Raw genomic sequence first — 18,366 nt, forward strand, 5'->3', positions numbered from 1 at the left:
AGAATTGGAAGATGAAAGGCGATCGAGTGGAGATCGTCGTCGATACCGGCGGCGGATCTCGGAGTTACGAGGTGGCCGCGACGCGGGCGGGGCGCCGGGTCGAGGTGCGGATCGCGCGAGGCGTGGTCGAGGTCAGTGAGGTCACCCGGACGGGCACGGCGGTGCGCACCGCGCGCTTCATGGCCGGACGAACTTTGGCGCTGGTGGAATATCCGGCCGACGGCGGGCCATTACCAGGAGAGTGACCACGCGGGCACCAGTAGTTGCCAGGTCGGCCCGGGCGGAGCATCCTCGAAACTGCCGGGGCATGGCTCCGGCAATCGGCCGAGCAGCGGAAAGGAGCACCCGATGACCGATCGAACCCTCGATACCGGCGCCATCGACGCAGTTCCGGAAGCCGATTACATGGAGCAGACCCTCCCGGCATACCCGGATGCCGACGAGGACGACACCATCGTCGTGCCGACCGGCGAACCCGCCTGGGAGGCCTCCGAGGCCGACGTGATCGAACAGTCCATTCCCGTCCCGCTCGACGACGACTACGAAGGCGACACCGCCGAATACTGACGACCGGCCGGGGCGGCGAGCTACCGGCCCGTCGCCCCCGCCGTGATCTCGGCCCGCATACCGGCGTGCAACTCGCGCAGGCTGGAGCGTTCCGTGGCCACCTCGAGCACCCGGATGCCGTGGCCGGGCCCGGTCAATTCCTCGGCCAGTTCGGCCGGATCCAGCTGCCGATGCGGAATCCGGTAGGCCGCGCACAGCGCGGCGAGGTCCATGCCGTGCGGCGTGCCGAACACCCGCTCGAACACGCCCGCGTACTGGGGATCGCCCTGTTCGAGCAGTTCGAAGATGCCGCCGCCGTCGTCATTGGCTACGACGATGGTCAGATCGGTGGGCCGCGGCTCTCCCGGCCCGATCAACAGGCCTGCCGCATCGTGCAGGAAGGTGAGATCACCGATCAGCGCGATCGTGCGGCCCGGATGGCTCAGCGCCGCGCCGACCGCCGTCGACACCGTGCCGTCGATTCCGGCAACGCCGCGGTTGGACAGCACCTTCACCCCCGGCCGCGGATACGACACCAGCGCCGCATCCCGCACCGGATTCGAGGCGCCCAGCAGGAGCTGATCACCCTCGCGCAGGGCGTCTGTCACCACGGCGGCCACATGGAGTCCGGTGGGCTTGGGATGCTTGGCCAGCTCCTCGCGCACGATGCGGTGCGCCTCGGCGTTCATCTCCCGGCACTGCTCGATCCACTCCGGCCGCGGCGCACCGCTGGTGACCGCCCGGGTCCCGGTGCCGACGACGTTGCCGGACACATCGGGCCAACGCGGCCCGGTGGTCAGCGCGTAGACGGTCACTCCGGGGTCGGCGAGCACCTTCGACACCTGCCGGTGCAGCGTCGGCCGCCCGGTGATGATGGCCTGCCGGGGGCGCACCAGCGGCAGTGCCAGCGGATGCAGCGCCGGGCCGTGCATCGGGGCGGTCGGCTCGGCCACGGTGGGCAGCTGCGCCAATTCGGGCCGGTAGCCCGCGCCGTGTCCGGAGATGACCACCGTATCCGGGGTCAGGTCGATCTCCAACGGCACGTCCAGCGTCGCGTATTGGGTTGCGGTCCACGGCAATCCCCCGGCGCGTCCGGGCGGGAACGCCTCATCGGGCAGCGCGTCGGGCACCAGCGGCTCCCGCAGCGGAATATCGAACTGCACCGGACCGGCATTGCCCGACCGGGTTCCGCGGGCCGCGGCAAGCACCCGGCACACCGCCGAACGCCACACGCTGTTCTGGCGCCGGTAGCCGTCCTCCTGCTCGGCCAGGCCCAGGCTGATCGCCGCGCGCACCTGACTGCCGAACAACCCGAACTGCTCGACCGTCTGATTCGCGCCGCTACCCAACATCTCATAGGGGCGGTTGGCGCTCAGCACGATCAGTGGCTGCCGCGCATAGTTGGCCTCCAGCACCGCCGGCCCCAGATTGGCCACTGCGGTCCCGGAGGTCATCACCACAGGCACCGGCCGGCCACTGGACACGGCCAGACCGATCGCGAGGAATCCGGCGGTGCGCTCGTCGATGCGCATATGCAGGCGCAACCGGCCCGCGACGTCGGCGGCCTGCAGGGCGAAGGCCAGCGGCGCATTTCGCGAGCCCGGGCACAGCACGACATCTTGCACACCCCCACGCGCGAGCTCGTCGACGACGACCTGCGCCTGTGCAGTCGAAGGATTCACGAACCCCAGCCTGTCAGACAGACCGGTGCGATGGGGAGTCGACCCGCTCACAGCCCGCTCGGCTAGTTAGGTTTTGCTAACCTAACGCATATGGCCAAGCGCACCAAATACGTCAAGCCCGAGGAGCGGCAGATCCTGACCGCCGAGATACTGGCGAGCAAACGGATCAGCCCGAATTTCGTCCGCGTCACGATCGGCGGCCCAGGCTTGGCCGGGTTCACGCCGATGGGTTACGACCAGTGGTTCCGGCTGTTCATGCCGGGGCGCCACGGGCTGCGGCTGCCGTCGGCGGCGAGCAACCTCTGGTACGCCCAGTATTTGATGATGGGCAAGGAACAGCGGCCGGTGGTCCGCAACTACACCGTGCGCGAGTTCCGGCCCGCGGGAGCGGGCGAATACGGCGAAACAGCCGAAATGGACATCGATTTCGCGATGCACGGCGATGAGACGCCCGCCTGCGGCTGGGCGAGCAACGCCACCCCGGGCGCCCAGATCGGACTGCTCGACGAGGGCATCATGTATCAAGCACCCCAGCACAGTTCGTACTCGCTGCTGGCGGGCGACGAGAGTGCGCTCCCCGCCATCGCGGGCGTGTTGCGCTCGGCCCCGCGGGAGCTGCGCGGCGCGGCCTTCATCGAGATCGTCCACCCCGACGACGCACAGGATCTGCACGAACCCGAAGGCGTACAGGTGAATTGGCTGCTGCGCACGGACCCGACGGCGGCGGTGGGCAGTCTCGCGCTGGAGGCGGTCCGCGCCGCCGAACTGCCCACGCAGGGCGTGTACGCCTTCGTCGCGGGCGAGCAGAAGCTCGCCTCCGGCCTGCGCCGCCACCTGGTCAACGATCGGGCGATTCCCAAGGCCGACGTCACCTTCACCGGTTACTGGCGGGTAGGCAGGGCCCAGGGCAGCTGAAATCCCCCATCCCCCCGATGGTCTCGGCGGGTGGGGGCACCCGCCGAGCATCGATTATCCAGCGTGCTTCTGGATGAGATCACCCACCCGCGGAAGGGCCTCGGCGACATGCTTTTTCGCCGAGGAGCGCACCGCGGAGTAGGCCTTCTTCAGCGCCGGGCGCGAGGAGGCCTCCGCGCGGGCGTCGGTCACCGCGAGCAGCGCCTCGGCAACCTCGTCCTGCTTGGCCACGAGCAGATCGGCGAACCGGCCGTTACCCGAGGCCTGGAACTCCGCCCAGTACGGCTCCAACCGCTCGACGAACTTGGGCACGAACGATTCCAGCGCGTCGGACACGATGGTCGGGCTGACCTTCTTCGCCGCGGCGTATGCACCCTTCACGGCCAGGCCGGACGCCCCACCTTTGTCCGACACCTCCGCTTCCAGAACCTGCTGGGCGTCGGCGAGGAAGGCCGGGCGCTTGGCGTCATCGAGCAGGGATTCAGACAGTGCAGCAACCACTTTCAGGTTCCTCCGGATAGTTTTCGATGAGCGAGCGACCGCAACTATACGCACCGGACGAACCCGGCACACTCAGCAACCCGTTAAGGTTGCCAGGGCAGCAACTGCACCATGAGTCCTTCACAATCGGCGAGCACCGTTTCCGATTCGTCTCGCAGCCTTGCGCTTACGAAGGTCTTGCGGCCTTCGACGCGGTCGACGGTGCCTTCGACCTCGAGCGGAGTCTCCAGCGGAGTGATCTTGCGGTAGTTCACATGCAGGAAGGCGGTGCGACTGATCGGCCGTCCGGCGTAGTGCACCAGCGAGCCGAACAGGTCGTCGAACAGCAGTGGCAGCACACCGCCGTGCACGGCCCCGTTGCCGCCCAGGTGGAAACGGCGGAACCGGCCGCGCATGCGCACTCCGGTCGGCCCGGCCGCCACGGTCTCCCAGGGTGGCATGAGCAGGCTGCCGCGTCCGGGCAGCTTCGGCACGCGTCCGGCGGGGCCCTGCAGTTCGGGCGCGCGGTAGGGCTCGAGCAACTCGATCAACTGCCGCGCACGGTCGAGTGCCTGGCCGTACACCTCGTCGGGGCAGTCGACCGAGACCGCCAGGTCCTGCAGCGCCCGCATGGCCTCCACGAAGGGCCCGAAGTTCGGCCCCGGCTTCGCCTCGACAACCTTGGGGAATCCGCCGTGCTTCTCGTAGCGGTCCTCGTCGATCGCGCTGCGGTCGATAACCGGTTCCACTCGATCACTCATACCTGCACCGTAGCCGCTGTTCTTACACCGTCCAACGTAACTGGCTAGTAGCTTCCCCCTCCCAGGAGCAGCGCGTGCCCACCCTCACATTCCCGGCGTGCTTTTGGCCGGGACCTCGCACTGCCAATATGGCTGGCGTGACTTTCAATCCGAAGCTGTGGGAACCCGTCGCGGGTTTCGAGGATCTGACCGACATCACCTACCACCGCCACGTCGAACAGGGCACGGTGCGCGTGGCGTTCGACCGGCCGGAGGTGCGCAACGCCTTCCGGCCGCACACCGTCGACGAGCTGTACCGCGCGCTCGATCACGCGCGGATGACCGCGGACGTCGGTGCGGTCCTGCTCACCGGCAATGGCCCCAGCCCCAAGGATGGCGGGTGGGCGTTCTGCTCCGGTGGCGATCAGCGCATCCGCGGACGCAGCGGATATCAGTACGCCAGCGGCGACACCGCCGACACCGTGGACAAGGCCCGCGCCGGTCGGCTGCACATCCTCGAGGTGCAGCGCCTGATCCGATTCATGCCCAAGGTGGTCATCGCACTCGTGAACGGCTGGGCCGCCGGGGGCGGGCACAGCCTGCACGTTGTGTGCGATCTCACACTGGCCAGCCGCGAGCACGCCCGGTTCAAGCAGACCGACGCCGACGTGGGCAGCTTCGACGGCGGTTACGGCAGCGCCTACCTGGCAAAACTGGTGGGCCAGAAGTTCGCCCGAGAGATCTTCTTCCTCGGCCGCCCCTACACCGCCGAGGACATGCATCGGATGGGTGCGGTGAACGCGGTGGTCGACCACGAGCGGCTCGAAGACGAGGCCCTGGAGTGGACCGCCGACATCCTCGCCAAATCCCCCCAGGCCCAGCGCATGCTGAAGTATGCATTCAACCTCGCCGACGACGGCCTGGTCGGCCAGCAACTCTTCGCCGGTGAGGCCACCCGCCTGGCCTATATGACCGACGAGGCGATCGAGGGCCGCGATGCATTCCTGGAGAAGCGCGCGCCGGACTGGTCTCCGTTCCCCTGGTACTTCTAGCCCTACGCTCGGTCTGGTGGACATTCTCAGCAGCCGGGTCATTTTGCGACCGGCGAACTACGAGCGAACGCTGGAGTTCTATCGGGACGGGCTGGGATTGGCGATCGCGCGGGAGTATCCCGGCGGGACCGTGTTCTTCGCCGGGCAGTCGCTGATCGAGCTCGCGGCGCACGGTCGGCGCGAGGACGCACCCACCGGTTTCGCGGGCGCGCTCTGGCTGCAGGTGCGTGATGCCGCCGACTCCGCTGCCGAGCTCGCCCTGCGCGGGATCGCGATCGACCGCGCCCCCGTGCAGGAGCCGTGGGGGCTGATCGAGGTGTGGCTGCGCGATCCGGACGGCGTGCCGATCGTGCTGGTAGAGGTCCCCGGCGACCACCCGCTGCGGCGCGATATCCGGCCGTGGCGGGACTGAGCCGCCAGCGAATCCACAGCATCGCCACGCCGCCTTACCATCCCGCCGGGCGGGACTCGACAGGAGCCTGACAATGGCGTTAACGGATCCATAACGCACACTGGAGACGTGACCGCCGAACTATTCGTTCTGCTCATCGTTATCGTCACTGCGCTCGTGTTCGACTTCACCAACGGCTTCCACGACACCGCCAACGCGATGGCAACCTCCATCGCGACCGGCGCGCTCGGCCCGCGGTCCGCGGTCGTGCTGTCGGGTGCGCTGAATCTGATCGGCGCATTCCTCAGCGTGGAGGTCGCGGCCACCGTCGCCGAAGGCATCGTCCGGCTCGACGAGGTCGGTGGTCCCGATCTGCTCGAGATCGTATTCGCGGGTCTGGTGGGCGGCATTCTGTGGAATCTGCTGACCTGGCTGTTCGGGTTGCCGTCCAGTTCCTCGCATGCGCTGTTCGGCGGGCTCATCGGTGCCACCATCGCGGCGCTGGGCTGGAGCGGGGTGATCTGGTCGGCCGGCAAGCAGGGCGTGCTGACCAAGATCGTGGTGCCCGCGGTACTCGCCCCGGTGGTGGCCGCCCTGGTCGCCTCCGTCGGCACCTGGCTGGTCTATCGCCTCACCCGCGGCAGCGACCAGCGCGTGGTCGATCGCGGGTTCCGCTGGGGTCAGATCGGATCGGCCTCGCTGGTGTCGCTGGCCCACGGCACCAACGATGCGCAGAAGACCATGGGCATCATCTTCCTGGCGCTGATCGCCTACGGCTCGCTCGGTCCGAGCGATCCGCTGCCGCTGTGGGTCATCGTGGCCTGTGCGGTGGCCATCGCGGCGGGCACCTCGCTGGGCGGTTGGCGGATCATCCGCACCCTCGGCAAGGGTTTGGTGGACATCACGCCGCCGCAGGGCCTGGCCGCCGAATCCACGAGTGCGGCGATCATCCTCACCTCCGCGCACTTCGGCCTGCCGCTGTCGACCACGCAGACGGTGACCGGCGCGATCCTCGGCACCGGCCTGGGCCGCCCGGGCGCGGAGGTGCGCTGGACGGTGCTGGGCCGGATGGTGGTCACCTGGGTGCTCACCCTCCCGCTGGCCGGGTTGGTGGGCGCGATCTGCTGGGCGCTGGCCCACGGGATCGGCGGATTCCCCGGCATTCTGGTGGTCTTCGCCCTGCTGGTCGTGTTGGCCGGGTTCATGTATCTGCGGTCGCGGCGCACGCCCGTGAATGCCCAGAATGTCAACGACGAGTGGACCGACGAGTCGGCGGCCGAGCCGGAAGGCGCACCGCACGTCGCGCCCCGCGGTGCGGAATCGGTCAGGAGAGCGTGATGCAGACACTGTTGATGGATCTGAAGGAGCTGGGGCGGGTCACGCTGGCGGCCCTCGTATTCGGCGCCGGACTGCCCGCGATCTTCGCCCTCGGGGTGCGCTTCCATTCCCACAGCGCCGTCAGCGTGTCCGACGGTACGGGCGCGGTGGCGGGTTCCGGCACCCGTCGACGGGCCGCCGCGGTGGCCGCCGCCGTGTGCTACGCGACGGTGCTGGCCGCGGTCGTCACCGGTGTGTTGTTCGTCGCCAAGGCTTTTCTGGCCTCTCGCCTCGGTATCCACCTGTTCGGGCAGGGCTGACCGCCGAAAGGACCCTCCGTGACCGCTGATCGACCAACCCCGCCCGCCGACCAACCGGAAGCCTCGCCGTCGGTGCTGGCCAAGGTGCTCGGCTGGCTGAAGGCCGGTTATCCACAGGGCATCCCCCAGTCGGACTACGTCGCGCTGCTGGCGGTGCTGCACCGCCGCCTCACCGAGTACGAGGTGCAGATGATCGTCGAGGAACTCGTCCGCGAGCGCGACGGCGGCGAGCGCATCGCCCACGAAGAGATCGCCGAAGCGATCGCCCGAGTTGCCAAGGAACAGCCCGGCGAGGACGATATCGCTCGAGTGGCCTCCCGGCTCGCAGCCGGCGGCTGGCCGCTGGCGACACCGACGTCCGACTGATCCCTGATCCCCATCCACCGAAGGGAGCACGGACCCCTGCGCGGGTCGCCGGCCCTGACATGACACGATCGCGAACGTGAGCAGTACCCTGCGGACCCTTCCCATGCCCACCGGTGCCGCGGTGGGTGATGTTCTGCCGCATCTTCGGGAAGCCTTGGACGCCAACGGTCCGGCGTGGCTACCGGTTCCGACCGGTGACCGCCGCGAATCACACCGGCTGTCGAGCGCGCTGCGCCCGGGCGAGCCGATCGACGACGACGTGGCCCTGGTGGTCACCACCTCCGGCACCACGGGCATCCCGAAGGGGGCCATGCTCACCGCGGCGGCGCTGCGGGCCAGCGGCGATGCCACCCACGAACGACTCGGCGGTCCCGGACAGTGGCTGCTCGCGCTGCCCACCCATCACATCGCCGGGTTGCAGGTGTTGCTGCGCAGCATCCTCGCCGGAACCGAACCGGTGGTGCTCGACGTATCCGACGGCTTCCTGCCGGGCGGGCTGGCGACCGCCGTCGCCGGGATGACGGCCCCGCGACGCTACACCTCCTTGGTGCCCACCCAGCTGATCAAGGCGCTCGACGAGCCCGCGGGCGCGGAGGCGCTGGCCGCGCTGGACGCGGTGCTGGTCGGTGGTGCCGCCACCCCGCTGCCGGTGCTCGAACGCGCCCGCGCCGCGGGAATCAACGTGGTGCGCACCTACGGGATGAGCGAAACCTGCGGCGGCTGCGTCTACGAGGGCGTCCCGCTGCCGGGTGCGCAGGTGCGGATCGAGGACGGACGGGTGCTGCTGGGCGGCGCGATGCTCGCCAAGGGCTACCGGGGCCTGCCCGATCATCCCGCCTTCGCCGAACCCGGTTGGTTCCGCACCGAGGACGCCGGGGTGTACGAAGACGGCCGACTACGCATCACAGGCCGCCTCGACGAGGCCATCATGACCGGCGGCCTACTGGTGATCCCGCAGGTGGTCGAGGCCGTGCTGGCCACCCACCCCTCCGTGAACGAGGTCGTCGTGCTGGGCCTGCCCGACGACCGCCTGGGCCAGCGGGTGGCAGTCGCGGTCGTGCCCACCCCGGGCACCATCCCCACCCTCGACGAACTCCGCAACCACGTAGTCGCCGAACTGGACCCGATCGCCGCCCCCCGCGAACTGGCCGTCCTGGACGAACTCCCGATGCGCGGCCCGGGCAAGCCCGACCGCATAGCCCTGCGCGACCACCTGCTGACCGAGTCCACCCACTGACCCCTCTTTCGCCCGCCACGGCGGACGCAAGGGGCCGCGCAATGGTGGTGCAAGGGGCGTGCAAGTCGGGGATCGCACAGTGAGTGCATGAGTTCTTTTGCACCTGCTGATGCTCTTGCTATCGAGGCGGACGGGCTGGTCAAGGTCTTCGGGGAGCAGCGGGCCGTCGATGGCGTGAGCCTGGCGGTGCCGCAGGGGGCCGTGTACGGCGTGCTCGGTCCGAACGGGGCCGGGAAGACCACCACGATCCGCATGCTCGCCACGCTCTTGCGGCCCGACGGCGGCAGCGCCCGCATCTTCGGTCACGACGTGGTGGCCGAGCCGACGGCGGTCCGCCAGCTCATCGGCGTCACCGGGCAGTACGCCTCGGTGGACGAGAAGCTGTCGGCCACCGAAAATCTGATCATCTTCTCCCGGCTGCTCGGACTCGGCCGCGCCGAGGCCCGCAGCCGCTCGGCCGAATTGCTCGAGGAGTTCGGGCTGACCGAGGCGGCGAACAAGCCCCTGGAGAATTTCTCCGGCGGCATGCGACGCCGGCTCGATCTGGCCGCGAGCCTGATCGCCACCCCGCCGCTGCTGTTCCTGGACGAACCCACCACCGGCCTGGATCCCCGCACCCGGGCGCAGATGTGGGAGACCATCCGGCGTCTGGTCCGCGAGGGCGCGACCGTCCTGCTCACCACGCAGTACCTGGACGAGGCCGATCAGCTGGCCGACCGGATCGCGGTGATCGACCGCGGCAAGGTCATCGCCGACGGCACCTCCGACCAGCTCAAGGCCTCGGTCGGCCTGTCGGCACTGCAGATCACCCTGGCCGATCCGACCCGGATCGAGCAGGCCCGCACCCTCATCGGCGAATTCCTCTCCCGCACCGCCGGGAAACTCGTCGAGGCCAGCATCACCCCCGAAGCGGGCCGGGTCACCGCACCGCTGAACGATCCCGGCGTGACCGCCGACCTACTGATCCGCTTGCGAGACAACGACATCCGTGTCGACGAGATCACCGTGAGCAAGCCGAGCCTGGACGAGGTGTTCTTCGCGCTGACCGGGCACGGCGCCGAAGACCCGACCGACACCACCGACACCGAGAGGAACGTGGCGTGACAAGCACCCTCACCGCGCCCACCACCACCGCGCGGCATGCGGCCGAGGCCGCCATCCCCCACGTCAGCAACCACATCAATCTGCGTCAGGCACTGGCGAATTCGTTCACCATGGCCTACCGCGGGATTCTGAAGATCAAGCACAATCCGGAGCAGCTGTTCGACGTCACCATCCAGCCGATCCTGTTCACCGCGCTGTTCGCCTATATCTTCGGCGGCAAGATCGGCGGGAGCGTCGAAGGCTACCTGCCGATTCTGATTCCGGGCATCCTGGTGCAGACGGTGGTGCTCACCTCCGTGGTCACCGGCACCCAGCTGCGCGAGGACATGGACAAGGGCGTCTTCGACCGGTTCAAATCCCTTCCGATCGCCCGCATTTCGGCGCTGTCGGGCGCGCTGCTCGCCGATATGGTGCGCTACGGCCTGGCCACCGTGCTCACCATCACCGTCGGCCTGATCCTGGGCTACCGGCCCGCCGGAGGCGTCGCCGGTGTCGTGGTGGCCGGGCTGATCGTGGTGTTCTGCTCGTTCGCGGTCAGCTGGGTCTGGGCGCTGATCGGCGTCACCGGTAAGAGCGCCTCTGCGGTGCAGGGCATCTCGATGATGATCATGTTCCCGCTGACCTTCATGTCCGGCGCCTTCGTCGAGGTCAACACCATGCCCGGCTGGCTGCAGGGCCTGAACAAGGTCAACCCCATCTACTACATGGTCAATGCCAGCCGCGAGCTGATGAACGGCAACGTCTACACCAGCAATATCGCCTGGTGCCTGATCGGTTCGGTCGCCGTGATCGCGATCTTCGCACCGCTGGCCATCCGGGCGTACATGCGCCGGGCGTGATTCCGTCACGAGCGTGTCCACCGGCCGGGAAACCCGGTTGGTGGACACGTTCATTCGTGCATCCGGCCCGAAATCTCCCGCAGGAGCTTCAGAATCCGTTTACCTGCGGTGCGTCGGCCGATGCGCGCGGCACGTTGCCGCGGCCCGGCCATCAGTTCCTCCGAGGTGGCCGCGCCGTGCAGCACCAGATGCCGATGCAGCTGCATCGAGGGAGTGTCCTCCCGTGCGACGACCTTGGCCGCGAGGGCGAGCAGTTCCCGCGCGATATCCGGAAACTTTTGCTCGGCAAGCAGATACGAGCCGATCGCGGTGGCGACCGCACCGATCTGGGGCAGGTCGAAGAACTGTCCGAGGCGTTCGGCCGTGGTCTCGATCAGCTCCTGCGGCAGCTCGGGAACCTGGTCGATCCCGCCGTGCAGTACATGGGCGTCGAGAACACCGGCGGCGGTCATGATATCGCCGGGCCCCGGACTCGACGTGCGCATCGGCCAGGAGAACAACTCGAGCACCCGGCGGCTGCGTTGCAGCCCACGGTCGATATCGCCCTCGGCGAGTGCGAGTTCGGCCCAGCTGTGCTGCACGGCCGCCCGGCGGTGATTGGGCCGCAGCACCGGGTCGTCGGGGCGCGCCCCGCCGTCGACGTATCCGGCCGCAATCTCCAATTCCTGCCGCGCCCGATCCAGCTCACCGGCGCCGATCAGCGCCGCCGCCAGATAGCTGCGCAGCTCCACACTCTCGTCGTACGAACGCAGCAGATACAGCCCGTGCACGGCACGGCGGTAATGGTCCGCGGCCTCCCGGTACTGTCCGGTCTGAGCACCCAGCTGGCCCAGATGCTGACTGACCATGGCGCGACCCCAGATATCAGCGAGGTCCGCTTCCTCGAGGGCCTGCAGCGAATCCCGCAGGGATCCGGTCACATCGCTGGCGTTCTCCCGCAGATTGGCCCGCAGCAGCAGAGCCGACCATCGCGTCGCCCGATCCGGAGATCGAACCCCCTCGGTGATCTTGCGCAGCACCCGCATGGGTGTGGGCTCGGTGACCAGCAGTTCGGTGGCGAACCGGACCGAGGGGGTCAACGGCGTGTCCGAATGCAGCAATTGCCGGGCCCATGTCCGGACCCTGGCGAAATCGCGCAGCGGGATGTCGTTGACCATCGCTTGCGAGCCCAGCATCACATAGGTCCACGCCCGCAGATCTGCCTCGATCCCATGGGGTGTGGTCGCCGGTGGCGCCACCGTGAGCACCCGCTGCCCCCAGCCCGCCAGCTCCATATGCGTGCCGCGCATCACCCAGACCAAGCCGAGCACGGGAAACAGGGTGTAGACGGTCTCCGCATCCCGGTGGTCGACCGCGTAGCGCAGCACCGTCGTCAGGTTGTCCAGCTCCGCGCCCACCGCCAGCACCGCCTCGAGCTGCCCGCCGGAGGTGTATCGACGACTGATGTCGGCGACGAAATCCCGTGCCCAACCGACCATTCGGAGCATCACCTCGTCGGCCTCACCGGCCGCGGTCAGCTGCTCCTCGCCGAATTCACGCACGGTTTCCAGCATCCGATAGCGCGTACCGCTGTCGTCCTCGAGCACCGTCAGCAGCGACTGACTCACCAGGCCCTCGACCGCGGTGACGACATCGTCGACATCCGCACCGCCGACCACGAATTCCGCTGCGGCCAAGGTGAACCCGGCCGGGAATCGGCACAGCCGCCGCAGCGCGATCCGCTGCGGCTCGTCGAGCAGATTCCAGCTCCACTCGATCACGGCGTGCAGGGTGCGGTGTCGTTCCGGTGAGGTGCGGTCGCCGCTGCGCAACAGGGAGAAGCGGTGCTCGAGCCGTTTCTCGATCTCCTCCACGCCCATGGTGCGGACCCGCGCCGCGGCCAGTTCGATCGCCAGCGGCAGCCCGTCGAGGGTGCGGCACAGCCGCGCGACCACCTCGGTATCCAGGCGCACCGACGGCCGCACCGCGCGGGCCCGCGCGGCGAACAGGTCGGTCGCCGGTGAGCCGTGCTCGTCGATGGCCAAGGGCGGCAACGGATATACCGTCTCGGCGGTGATCGCCAGGGGAGCGCGGCTGGTGGTGAGGACCCTGAGCTGATCGCAGGCGCCGATCAGATCGGCCACGACCTCGGCCGCCGCATCGATCAGATGCTCGCAGTTGTCGAGGATCAGCAGCATCGGCCGGGCCGAGAGCGCATCGCGCAGCCGCCGACGCGAGTCGATCTTGCGCCCGGCACGCAAAGCGGTGGTGTCGCGGGCTATTTCGCCGATTCCCAGGGTGGCACCGATGGCCCCTTCGAGTTCGGCGCGGGCGGTGTCCGCGGCGGCCCGCACCGAGGCCAGTTCGACCAGCACGACCGGTAGTTCCGCGGCCACCCGCAGTCCGAGTTCGTTGGCGACGCGGGTCTTTCCGGTCCCGCCGGGCCCGAGCACGGTGGTCACACGGGAGGTCCCGACCAGATTCTCGAGGGCGTCGAGATCGGCGTCGCGGCCGAGCAACGGATTGGGCGCGGCCCGCAAACCGATCGCCGACACCGCCGGTTCCGATGGCCGGGTGGCCGCAGACACCTCATGCCGGGCCGAGTCCACCCGCTGCGCGGAAGTCGGTGCGCGACCGGCCTCGACCGGTTCACCGCGCAGGATCGCGGCATTGAGCCTGACCAGCGCGGGGCCCGGGTCGGTGCCGAGTTCGGTGGCCAACCGCGCGCGCAGTCCGGCGAAGACGTCGAGAGCCTCGTTGCCGCGACCGGCGGCGGCGAGCAATCGCATCAGGGTGGCGTGCGCGGGCTCGTCCAGCGGTTCGGCCGAGGCGATACCGCGCGCGATCGTCACGGCCCCGGTGTAGTCACCCGCGGCCTCGCGGGAGGCCAGTTCCAATTCGTCGAGCGCCCGCCAGCGGGTCGCGGCCGATTCGGCCAGTTCGTCGGCGACCGGGCCGGGCGGCAGATCCGCGCCGGGCTCGCCGCGCCACAGCGACCGCGCCCGGGCCACCAGCGCGAGGCACCCGGGATCGTCACCAGCGGCATGTAATTCGCGGGCCTGACGTTCCAGGCGACGGGCCAGGGTGAGATCGACCTGCTCCTCGCCCAGCGACAGCCGGTAACCGGCCGGGCCGATCTCGAGCACCCCGTCCGGCAGCGCCGACCGCAGCCGGGAGACCTGGGTGTGCAGCGCATTCATCGGCGCGCGCGGCGGCTGTGCACCCCAGACGTCGTCGATCAGGGACTGGGCGCTGCGGCTCCGGCCGGGATGGGTGGCGAGTGCGGCGATCAGCAGCCGTGCTCGGGCACCGGGCACCGCGGCGAGTTCACCGTCACGGCGGACCGCTACCTCACCCAGCAGGGCCACCCGGACCGGCGCAGCCGCGGCCGGACCGTCGCCCCCGCCCGGCCGAGCGTTCGTCCTTCCGGCGCCCGCGGAGCCGCTGTGCTCAGGAAACATGCCGTCGCAATCGTAGGCGACCGGTCGCAGGGTCATCGGGCCTGCCACGTCCGGGGCCTCCTCCACCATCGTCCGCCGTGCTCCCCGTCGGAATACTTCGATATATCGGAATAATACTATCGATAGCGGCGGTGGCGGAATCTTGTGCGCGCATTAGGCTTCGACCATGGCCAGCGCAGCACAGTGGCTCGAAGGAGCCCGTCCCCGCACCTTCCCCAATGCCATCGCCCCGATCCTGGTCGGTACCGGCGCGGCCGCCTCGCTCGACGCCGCGGTGTGGTGGAAGGCCCTGCTGAGCCTGCTGGTTTCGCTGGCATTGATCATCGGCGTGAACTACGCCAACGACTACTCCGACGGGATCCGCGGCACCGACGACAATCGGGTCGGACCGCTGCGGCTGGTCGGGTCGGGGCTGGCGAGCCCGGCCGCGGTGCGCGCCGCCGCCCTCACGAGCCTGACGGTCGGGGCGGTATTGGGTCTGGTGCTGGTGTTCACCACCGCGTGGTGGCTGATCCTGATCGGCGCGGCCTGCCTGGCCGGTGCCTGGTTCTACACCGGCGGCCGCAAGCCCTACGGCTACAGCGGTTTCGGTGAAATTGCCGTCTTCGTCTTCTTCGGCCTGATCGCGGTGCTGGGCACCGAATTCGTGCAGGCGCAGCGGATCGACTGGGCCGGACTGGTCGGCGCGGTGGCGGTCGGCTCCTTCTCGAGCGCGGTGCTGGTCACCAACAACCTGCGCGATATCCCCACCGACTCGGTGTCCGGTAAGACGACGCTGGCGGTGCGGCTGGGCGACACCCGCACGCGCACACTGCATCTGGCGCTGCTGGTGGTGCCGTTCGTGGCCTCGCTGCTGTTGGTGGTCCGCACGCCGTGGGCGCTGGCCGGACTGCTCGCCATCCCGCTCGCGGTGCGCTCCAACGCACCCGTGCGGGGCGGGCAGAACGGCCCGGGATTGATCCCCTCGCTGCGCGATACCGGGCTGGCGATGCTGGTGTGGTCGATCCTCACCGCGGTGGCGCTGGGGATCGGCTGAGCGAGCCGTCAGTCCCGGCCACCCTCGGGCACCAGCACCCCCAGCACCCAGTTGACCAGGGTGATGATGATGGCGCCGAGCACCGCGGCCCAGAAGCCGTGCACCCGCAGGCCGTATTCGGTGGTTTCGGTGATCTTCGCGGTCAGCATGAGCATGAGGGCGTTGATCACCAGCAGGAACAGGCCCAGGGTGACGATCACCAGCGGCAGCGACAGCAGTTTCACGATCGGCCGGACAAGGGCGTGGACCAGACCGAAGATCAGCGCCACGACCAGCACCACCACGATCTTGCCGCCGGTGCCGCTGTCTTCCGGACCGATCAGTTCGATCTTGTCCACCCAGGTGGCGGCGAGCCAGATGGCGACGGCATTGATGACCAGGCGGAGCAGGAGAGCCATGCGGCCATGCTAACGATCTTTGTGCCCGGGCACCGATCAAGCCGCTCGGTCGAGCAGGTCGTGCACGGCCTGGCGCAACTGCCGGATGCCGTCCTCGCCGCCGAGCAGCTCGCGCGTCCGTTCGTTCGGCGCGCGCAGGACCCCGAGCAGGATGTGCCCGGCGTCGATGCTCTTGTCGTCGCGGGCCAGCGCCTCGCGCAGGGATAGTTCCAGCACCTTCTTCGCCTCCCGCGTGAACGGGATGTGTCCGAAGGCCATGCTCCCACCGCGGCGGAACCAGCCGCCCTTGCGCTCCTCGGCCGGTACCGCCCGGTCCAGCGCGTCCTCGCCGAAGGTGGCCTCCAGGCTTTCGCGCACCGCGTCCAGATCGATGCCGATCGATCTCAGGGCGGCGGCATCCTGTTCACCCAGCGGTTCTTCACCCAGGGGTTCTCCGGAATATTTCGGCGCCAGCTGCTCTCGTAGCCCCTCGGCGGTCAGGCCGTTGTCGGCCAAGGTAGTTCGCAGCTTGTCGTCCTGGCAGGTCAGGATTCCGAGCAGCACGTGCTCGACATCGATAGTGGCCGAACGCAATTCGCGCGCCTCCTCCTGCGCGTTCACGACCGCATAGCGCGCTGATTTGGTAAAACGTTCGAACATCAGCGGATCCCGCCTCTCCGGTTGTACTTCTGATGGACCGCCTGGCGGCTGACCTCGAGCGCATCGGCGATCGCCTGCCAGGACCAGCCCTGCTTGCGGGCATTGGCCACCTGGATCGCCTCCAATCGCTCGAGCAGCCGACGCAGCGCAAGCACCGCGCGCAGCCCGACCTGTGGATCCGGACTGCCGGCGGCGGCCGCCAGCGTCGTTGCCTCACTCATGCCGTCAATTTACGTTGACATTCGCCCCGCGTCAACAAAAATTGACATGTCGAGGAAGGCGTTCACCACCAGCGAACCGTTGGCCGAATCAGCCGAGCCAGGTTCCCGTGCGGAGGAATTCGGTGAGGACGCCCGCAGGTTCGCTCAGGTCCAAGCCCTGGCGGGCGACCCAGTCGTCGTCGAAATAGGTTCCGGCGTAGCGATCTCCGCCGTCGCACAGCAGGGTGACGACACTGCCGGGGCGACCGTCGGCGAGCATCTCGGCGATCAGGGCGAAGGCGCCCCACAGGTTGGTGCCGGTGGAGCCGCCGACCCGGCGGCCCAGGGCCGCGCTGGCATGCCGGCAGGCCGCGATGGAGGCGGCATCGGGCACCTCGATCATGCGATCGACGACCGTGCCGAGGAACGAGGGCTCCACCCGCGGGCGGCCGATCCCCTCGATCCGCGAGGGCATTCCGGTCTGATACCCCGCATCGCCGGTCTCGTAGCCGCCGTAGAAGGCGGAGTTCTCCGGATCCACCACGGCCAGCCTGGTGGCGTGGCGGCGATAGCGGATGTATCGGCCGAGGGTGGCGCTGGTACCGCCCGTCCCGGCACCGACCACGATCCACTCCGGGACCGGGTGGTCCTCCAAAAGCATTTGCCCGTAGATGGATTCGGCGATGTTGTTGTTACCGCGCCAGTCGGTGGCCCGCTCGGCGTGGGTGAACTGATCCATGTAGTGACCGCCGCAGTCGGCGGCCAGACGCGCTGCCTCCGAATAGATCTCCGGTGGCCGCTCGACGAAATGGCAACGCCCGCCCTGCGCCTCGATCAGCGCGACCTTCTCCGGCGAGGTCTTGGCCGGCACCACCGCCACGAAATCCAATCCGAGCAGCCTCGCGAAATATGCCTCGCTGATGGCCGTCGAACCCGACGACGCCTCGACGACCGTGGTGCCCTCGCCGATCCACCCGTTGCAGATCCCGTACAGGAACAGCGATCTCGCCAACCGATGCTTGAGACTGCCTGTGGGATGGGTGGATTCGTCCTTCAGATACAGCCGCACACCCCATTCGCGGGGCAGCGGGTAGCGCAGCAGATGCGTATCGGCGCTACGTTGGGCGTCGGCCTCGATCAGCCGCACCGCATTATCGACCCAGTCGCGTGAAGTACTGCGATCGCAGTACTTCACGAGGTCTCCTCACCACGCATCCGCGACTTCACGAGGTCTCCTCACCACGCATCCGCGCGCGCAGCTGCGCCTTGTCGGTGCGGCGCTTCTCGTCGACGGCCGCGATGTCCTCGTTCACCCGCGCGCGCAGCCGCTTGAACACCACCAGCGACAGCGGCATCGCGACGATGAGCGCGAACAACAGCGCCACGATCAGCGGGATGTCCACCTTCAGCAAACGCGCCAACGCGACGATGACGGCCGCGATGACCGCCACCAGCGCCAGCCGGGCGAGGGTGTACAGCGCCAGGTTGCGCGCCAGCCGCCGGCCCGCCGGGGCGGGGGCGCGATCGGCCGGAATGCCGTCCGATGGGGATGCGTCACTCACGCCGACCAGCCTAAGCGACGCCGACACCGCACCGTCATCCCGCCGAGCTTCCGGTCGGGATGCTGGGGATTCGCCCACTCCCGCACCCGGCACGCCCGCACC

The 18,366-nt window shown here is 68.8% G+C and carries 21 protein-coding genes; 12 read left to right on the forward strand and 9 right to left on the reverse strand.

Going from position 1 to position 18,366, the window contains the following annotated elements; genetic code table 11:
* Nucleotides 1–11 precede the first annotated feature (11 nt).
* Both IU452_RS35035 and IU452_RS35040 read left to right on the forward strand, forming a co-directional pair.
* Nucleotides 12–245: a hypothetical protein gene (locus IU452_RS35035; protein WP_195113551.1), complete on the forward strand. Its 234-nt coding sequence runs from the start codon at nt 12–14 to the stop codon at nt 243–245.
* A gap of 103 nt (nt 246–348) precedes the next feature.
* Entirely contained in the window at nt 349–567 is a 219-nt protein-coding gene (locus IU452_RS35040) for a hypothetical protein (protein WP_195113552.1), read from the forward strand.
* Nucleotides 568–587: 20 nt separating this feature from the next.
* On the opposite strand, the gene menD is transcribed toward IU452_RS35040, so the two are convergent.
* Nucleotides 588–2,228, reverse strand: coding sequence for a 2-succinyl-5-enolpyruvyl-6-hydroxy-3-cyclohexene-1-carboxylic-acid synthase (gene menD, locus IU452_RS35045; protein WP_195113553.1), 1,641 nt, complete (start codon nt 2,226–2,228; stop codon nt 588–590).
* A gap of 90 nt (nt 2,229–2,318) precedes the next feature.
* On the opposite strand from menD, the gene IU452_RS35050 reads away from it, so the two are divergent.
* Entirely contained in the window at nt 2,319–3,143 is an 825-nt protein-coding gene (locus tag IU452_RS35050) for a siderophore-interacting protein (protein ID WP_195113554.1), read from the forward strand.
* Nucleotides 3,144–3,197: 54 nt separating this feature from the next.
* On the opposite strand, the gene IU452_RS35055 is transcribed toward IU452_RS35050, so the two are convergent.
* Together IU452_RS35055 and IU452_RS35060 are read right to left on the reverse strand one after the other, a co-directional pair.
* Complete coding sequence (locus IU452_RS35055; protein WP_195113555.1) at nt 3,198–3,644, reverse strand: DUF6918 family protein; 447 nt, start codon at nt 3,642–3,644, stop codon at nt 3,198–3,200.
* A gap of 83 nt (nt 3,645–3,727) precedes the next feature.
* Entirely contained in the window at nt 3,728–4,384 is a 657-nt protein-coding gene (locus IU452_RS35060; protein ID WP_195113556.1) for a PaaI family thioesterase, read from the reverse strand.
* 137 nt (nt 4,385–4,521) lie between these two features.
* Between IU452_RS35060 and IU452_RS35065 the strand changes: the two genes are divergently transcribed.
* The 8 genes from IU452_RS35065 (at nt 4,522) to IU452_RS35100 (ending at nt 10,989) form a co-directional block, all read left to right on the forward strand.
* Entirely contained in the window at nt 4,522–5,415 is an 894-nt protein-coding gene (locus tag IU452_RS35065; protein WP_195113557.1) for a 1,4-dihydroxy-2-naphthoyl-CoA synthase, read from the forward strand.
* Nucleotides 5,416–5,431: 16 nt separating this feature from the next.
* On the forward strand, nt 5,432–5,827 hold the full coding sequence (locus IU452_RS35070) for a VOC family protein (protein ID WP_195113558.1): 396 nt from the start codon (nt 5,432–5,434) through the stop codon (nt 5,825–5,827).
* A 108-nt stretch (nt 5,828–5,935) separates the two neighbouring features.
* Nucleotides 5,936–7,144 (forward strand): inorganic phosphate transporter, encoded by a 1,209-nt coding sequence (locus IU452_RS35075; RefSeq protein WP_195113559.1) that lies wholly within the window; start codon nt 5,936–5,938, stop codon nt 7,142–7,144.
* Nucleotides 7,144–7,443 carry a hypothetical protein gene (locus IU452_RS35080; protein WP_195113560.1) on the forward strand — a complete coding sequence of 100 codons (300 nt, stop codon included), beginning with the start codon at nt 7,144–7,146 and terminating at the stop codon, nt 7,441–7,443. The genes IU452_RS35075 and IU452_RS35080 overlap by 1 nt, the downstream gene beginning before the upstream one ends.
* Nucleotides 7,444–7,461: 18 nt before the next feature.
* Nucleotides 7,462–7,809 (forward strand): DUF3349 domain-containing protein, encoded by a 348-nt coding sequence (locus IU452_RS35085; RefSeq protein WP_195113561.1) that lies wholly within the window; start codon nt 7,462–7,464, stop codon nt 7,807–7,809.
* Nucleotides 7,810–7,912: 103 nt separating this feature from the next.
* The gene (gene menE / locus IU452_RS35090) at nt 7,913–9,046 is read left to right on the forward strand and encodes an o-succinylbenzoate--CoA ligase (RefSeq protein WP_195113679.1); all 1,134 of its coding nucleotides are present in this window, start codon (nt 7,913–7,915) and stop codon (nt 9,044–9,046) included.
* 87 nt (nt 9,047–9,133) lie between these two features.
* Complete coding sequence (locus tag IU452_RS35095) at nt 9,134–10,150, forward strand: ATP-binding cassette domain-containing protein (RefSeq protein WP_195113562.1); 1,017 nt, start codon at nt 9,134–9,136, stop codon at nt 10,148–10,150.
* Nucleotides 10,147–10,989, forward strand: a complete 843-nt coding sequence (locus IU452_RS35100; RefSeq protein WP_416382396.1) for an ABC transporter permease — start codon at nt 10,147–10,149, stop codon at nt 10,987–10,989. The genes IU452_RS35095 and IU452_RS35100 overlap by 4 nt, the downstream gene beginning before the upstream one ends.
* A 50-nt stretch (nt 10,990–11,039) precedes the next feature.
* Here the strand turns inward: IU452_RS35100 and IU452_RS35105 are convergent, their stop codons facing one another.
* Entirely contained in the window at nt 11,040–14,498 is a 3,459-nt protein-coding gene (locus IU452_RS35105; protein WP_195113563.1) for an AfsR/SARP family transcriptional regulator, read from the reverse strand.
* A gap of 97 nt (nt 14,499–14,595) precedes the next feature.
* Between IU452_RS35105 and IU452_RS35110 the strand changes: the two genes are divergently transcribed.
* On the forward strand, nt 14,596–15,465 hold the full coding sequence (locus tag IU452_RS35110) for a 1,4-dihydroxy-2-naphthoate polyprenyltransferase (RefSeq protein ID WP_195113564.1): 870 nt from the start codon (nt 14,596–14,598) through the stop codon (nt 15,463–15,465).
* Between the two features lie 8 nt (nt 15,466–15,473).
* Here IU452_RS35110 and IU452_RS35115 read toward each other — a convergent pair whose 3' ends face one another.
* The 5 genes from IU452_RS35115 to IU452_RS35135 form a co-directional block, all read right to left on the reverse strand.
* The gene (locus tag IU452_RS35115) at nt 15,474–15,863 is read right to left on the reverse strand and encodes a phage holin family protein (RefSeq protein WP_195113565.1); all 390 of its coding nucleotides are present in this window, start codon (nt 15,861–15,863) and stop codon (nt 15,474–15,476) included.
* 36 nt (nt 15,864–15,899) lie between these two features.
* Nucleotides 15,900–16,502, reverse strand: a complete 603-nt coding sequence (locus IU452_RS35120; protein WP_195113566.1) for a Clp protease N-terminal domain-containing protein — start codon at nt 16,500–16,502, stop codon at nt 15,900–15,902.
* The gene (locus IU452_RS35125) at nt 16,502–16,723 is read right to left on the reverse strand and encodes a helix-turn-helix domain-containing protein (RefSeq protein ID WP_025353045.1); all 222 of its coding nucleotides are present in this window, start codon (nt 16,721–16,723) and stop codon (nt 16,502–16,504) included. The genes IU452_RS35120 and IU452_RS35125 overlap by 1 nt, the downstream gene beginning before the upstream one ends.
* Before the next feature lie 88 nt (nt 16,724–16,811).
* The gene (locus IU452_RS35130) at nt 16,812–17,897 is read right to left on the reverse strand and encodes a PLP-dependent cysteine synthase family protein (protein ID WP_195113567.1); all 1,086 of its coding nucleotides are present in this window, start codon (nt 17,895–17,897) and stop codon (nt 16,812–16,814) included.
* Between the two features lie 28 nt (nt 17,898–17,925).
* Nucleotides 17,926–18,264, reverse strand: a complete 339-nt coding sequence (locus IU452_RS35135; RefSeq protein ID WP_195113568.1) for a DUF4229 domain-containing protein — start codon at nt 18,262–18,264, stop codon at nt 17,926–17,928.
* Between the last annotated feature and the right edge of the window lie 102 nt (nt 18,265–18,366).

This window comes from Nocardia transvalensis (assembly GCF_015477765.1).
GTDB lineage: Bacteria > Actinomycetota > Actinomycetes > Mycobacteriales > Mycobacteriaceae > Nocardia > Nocardia transvalensis_A.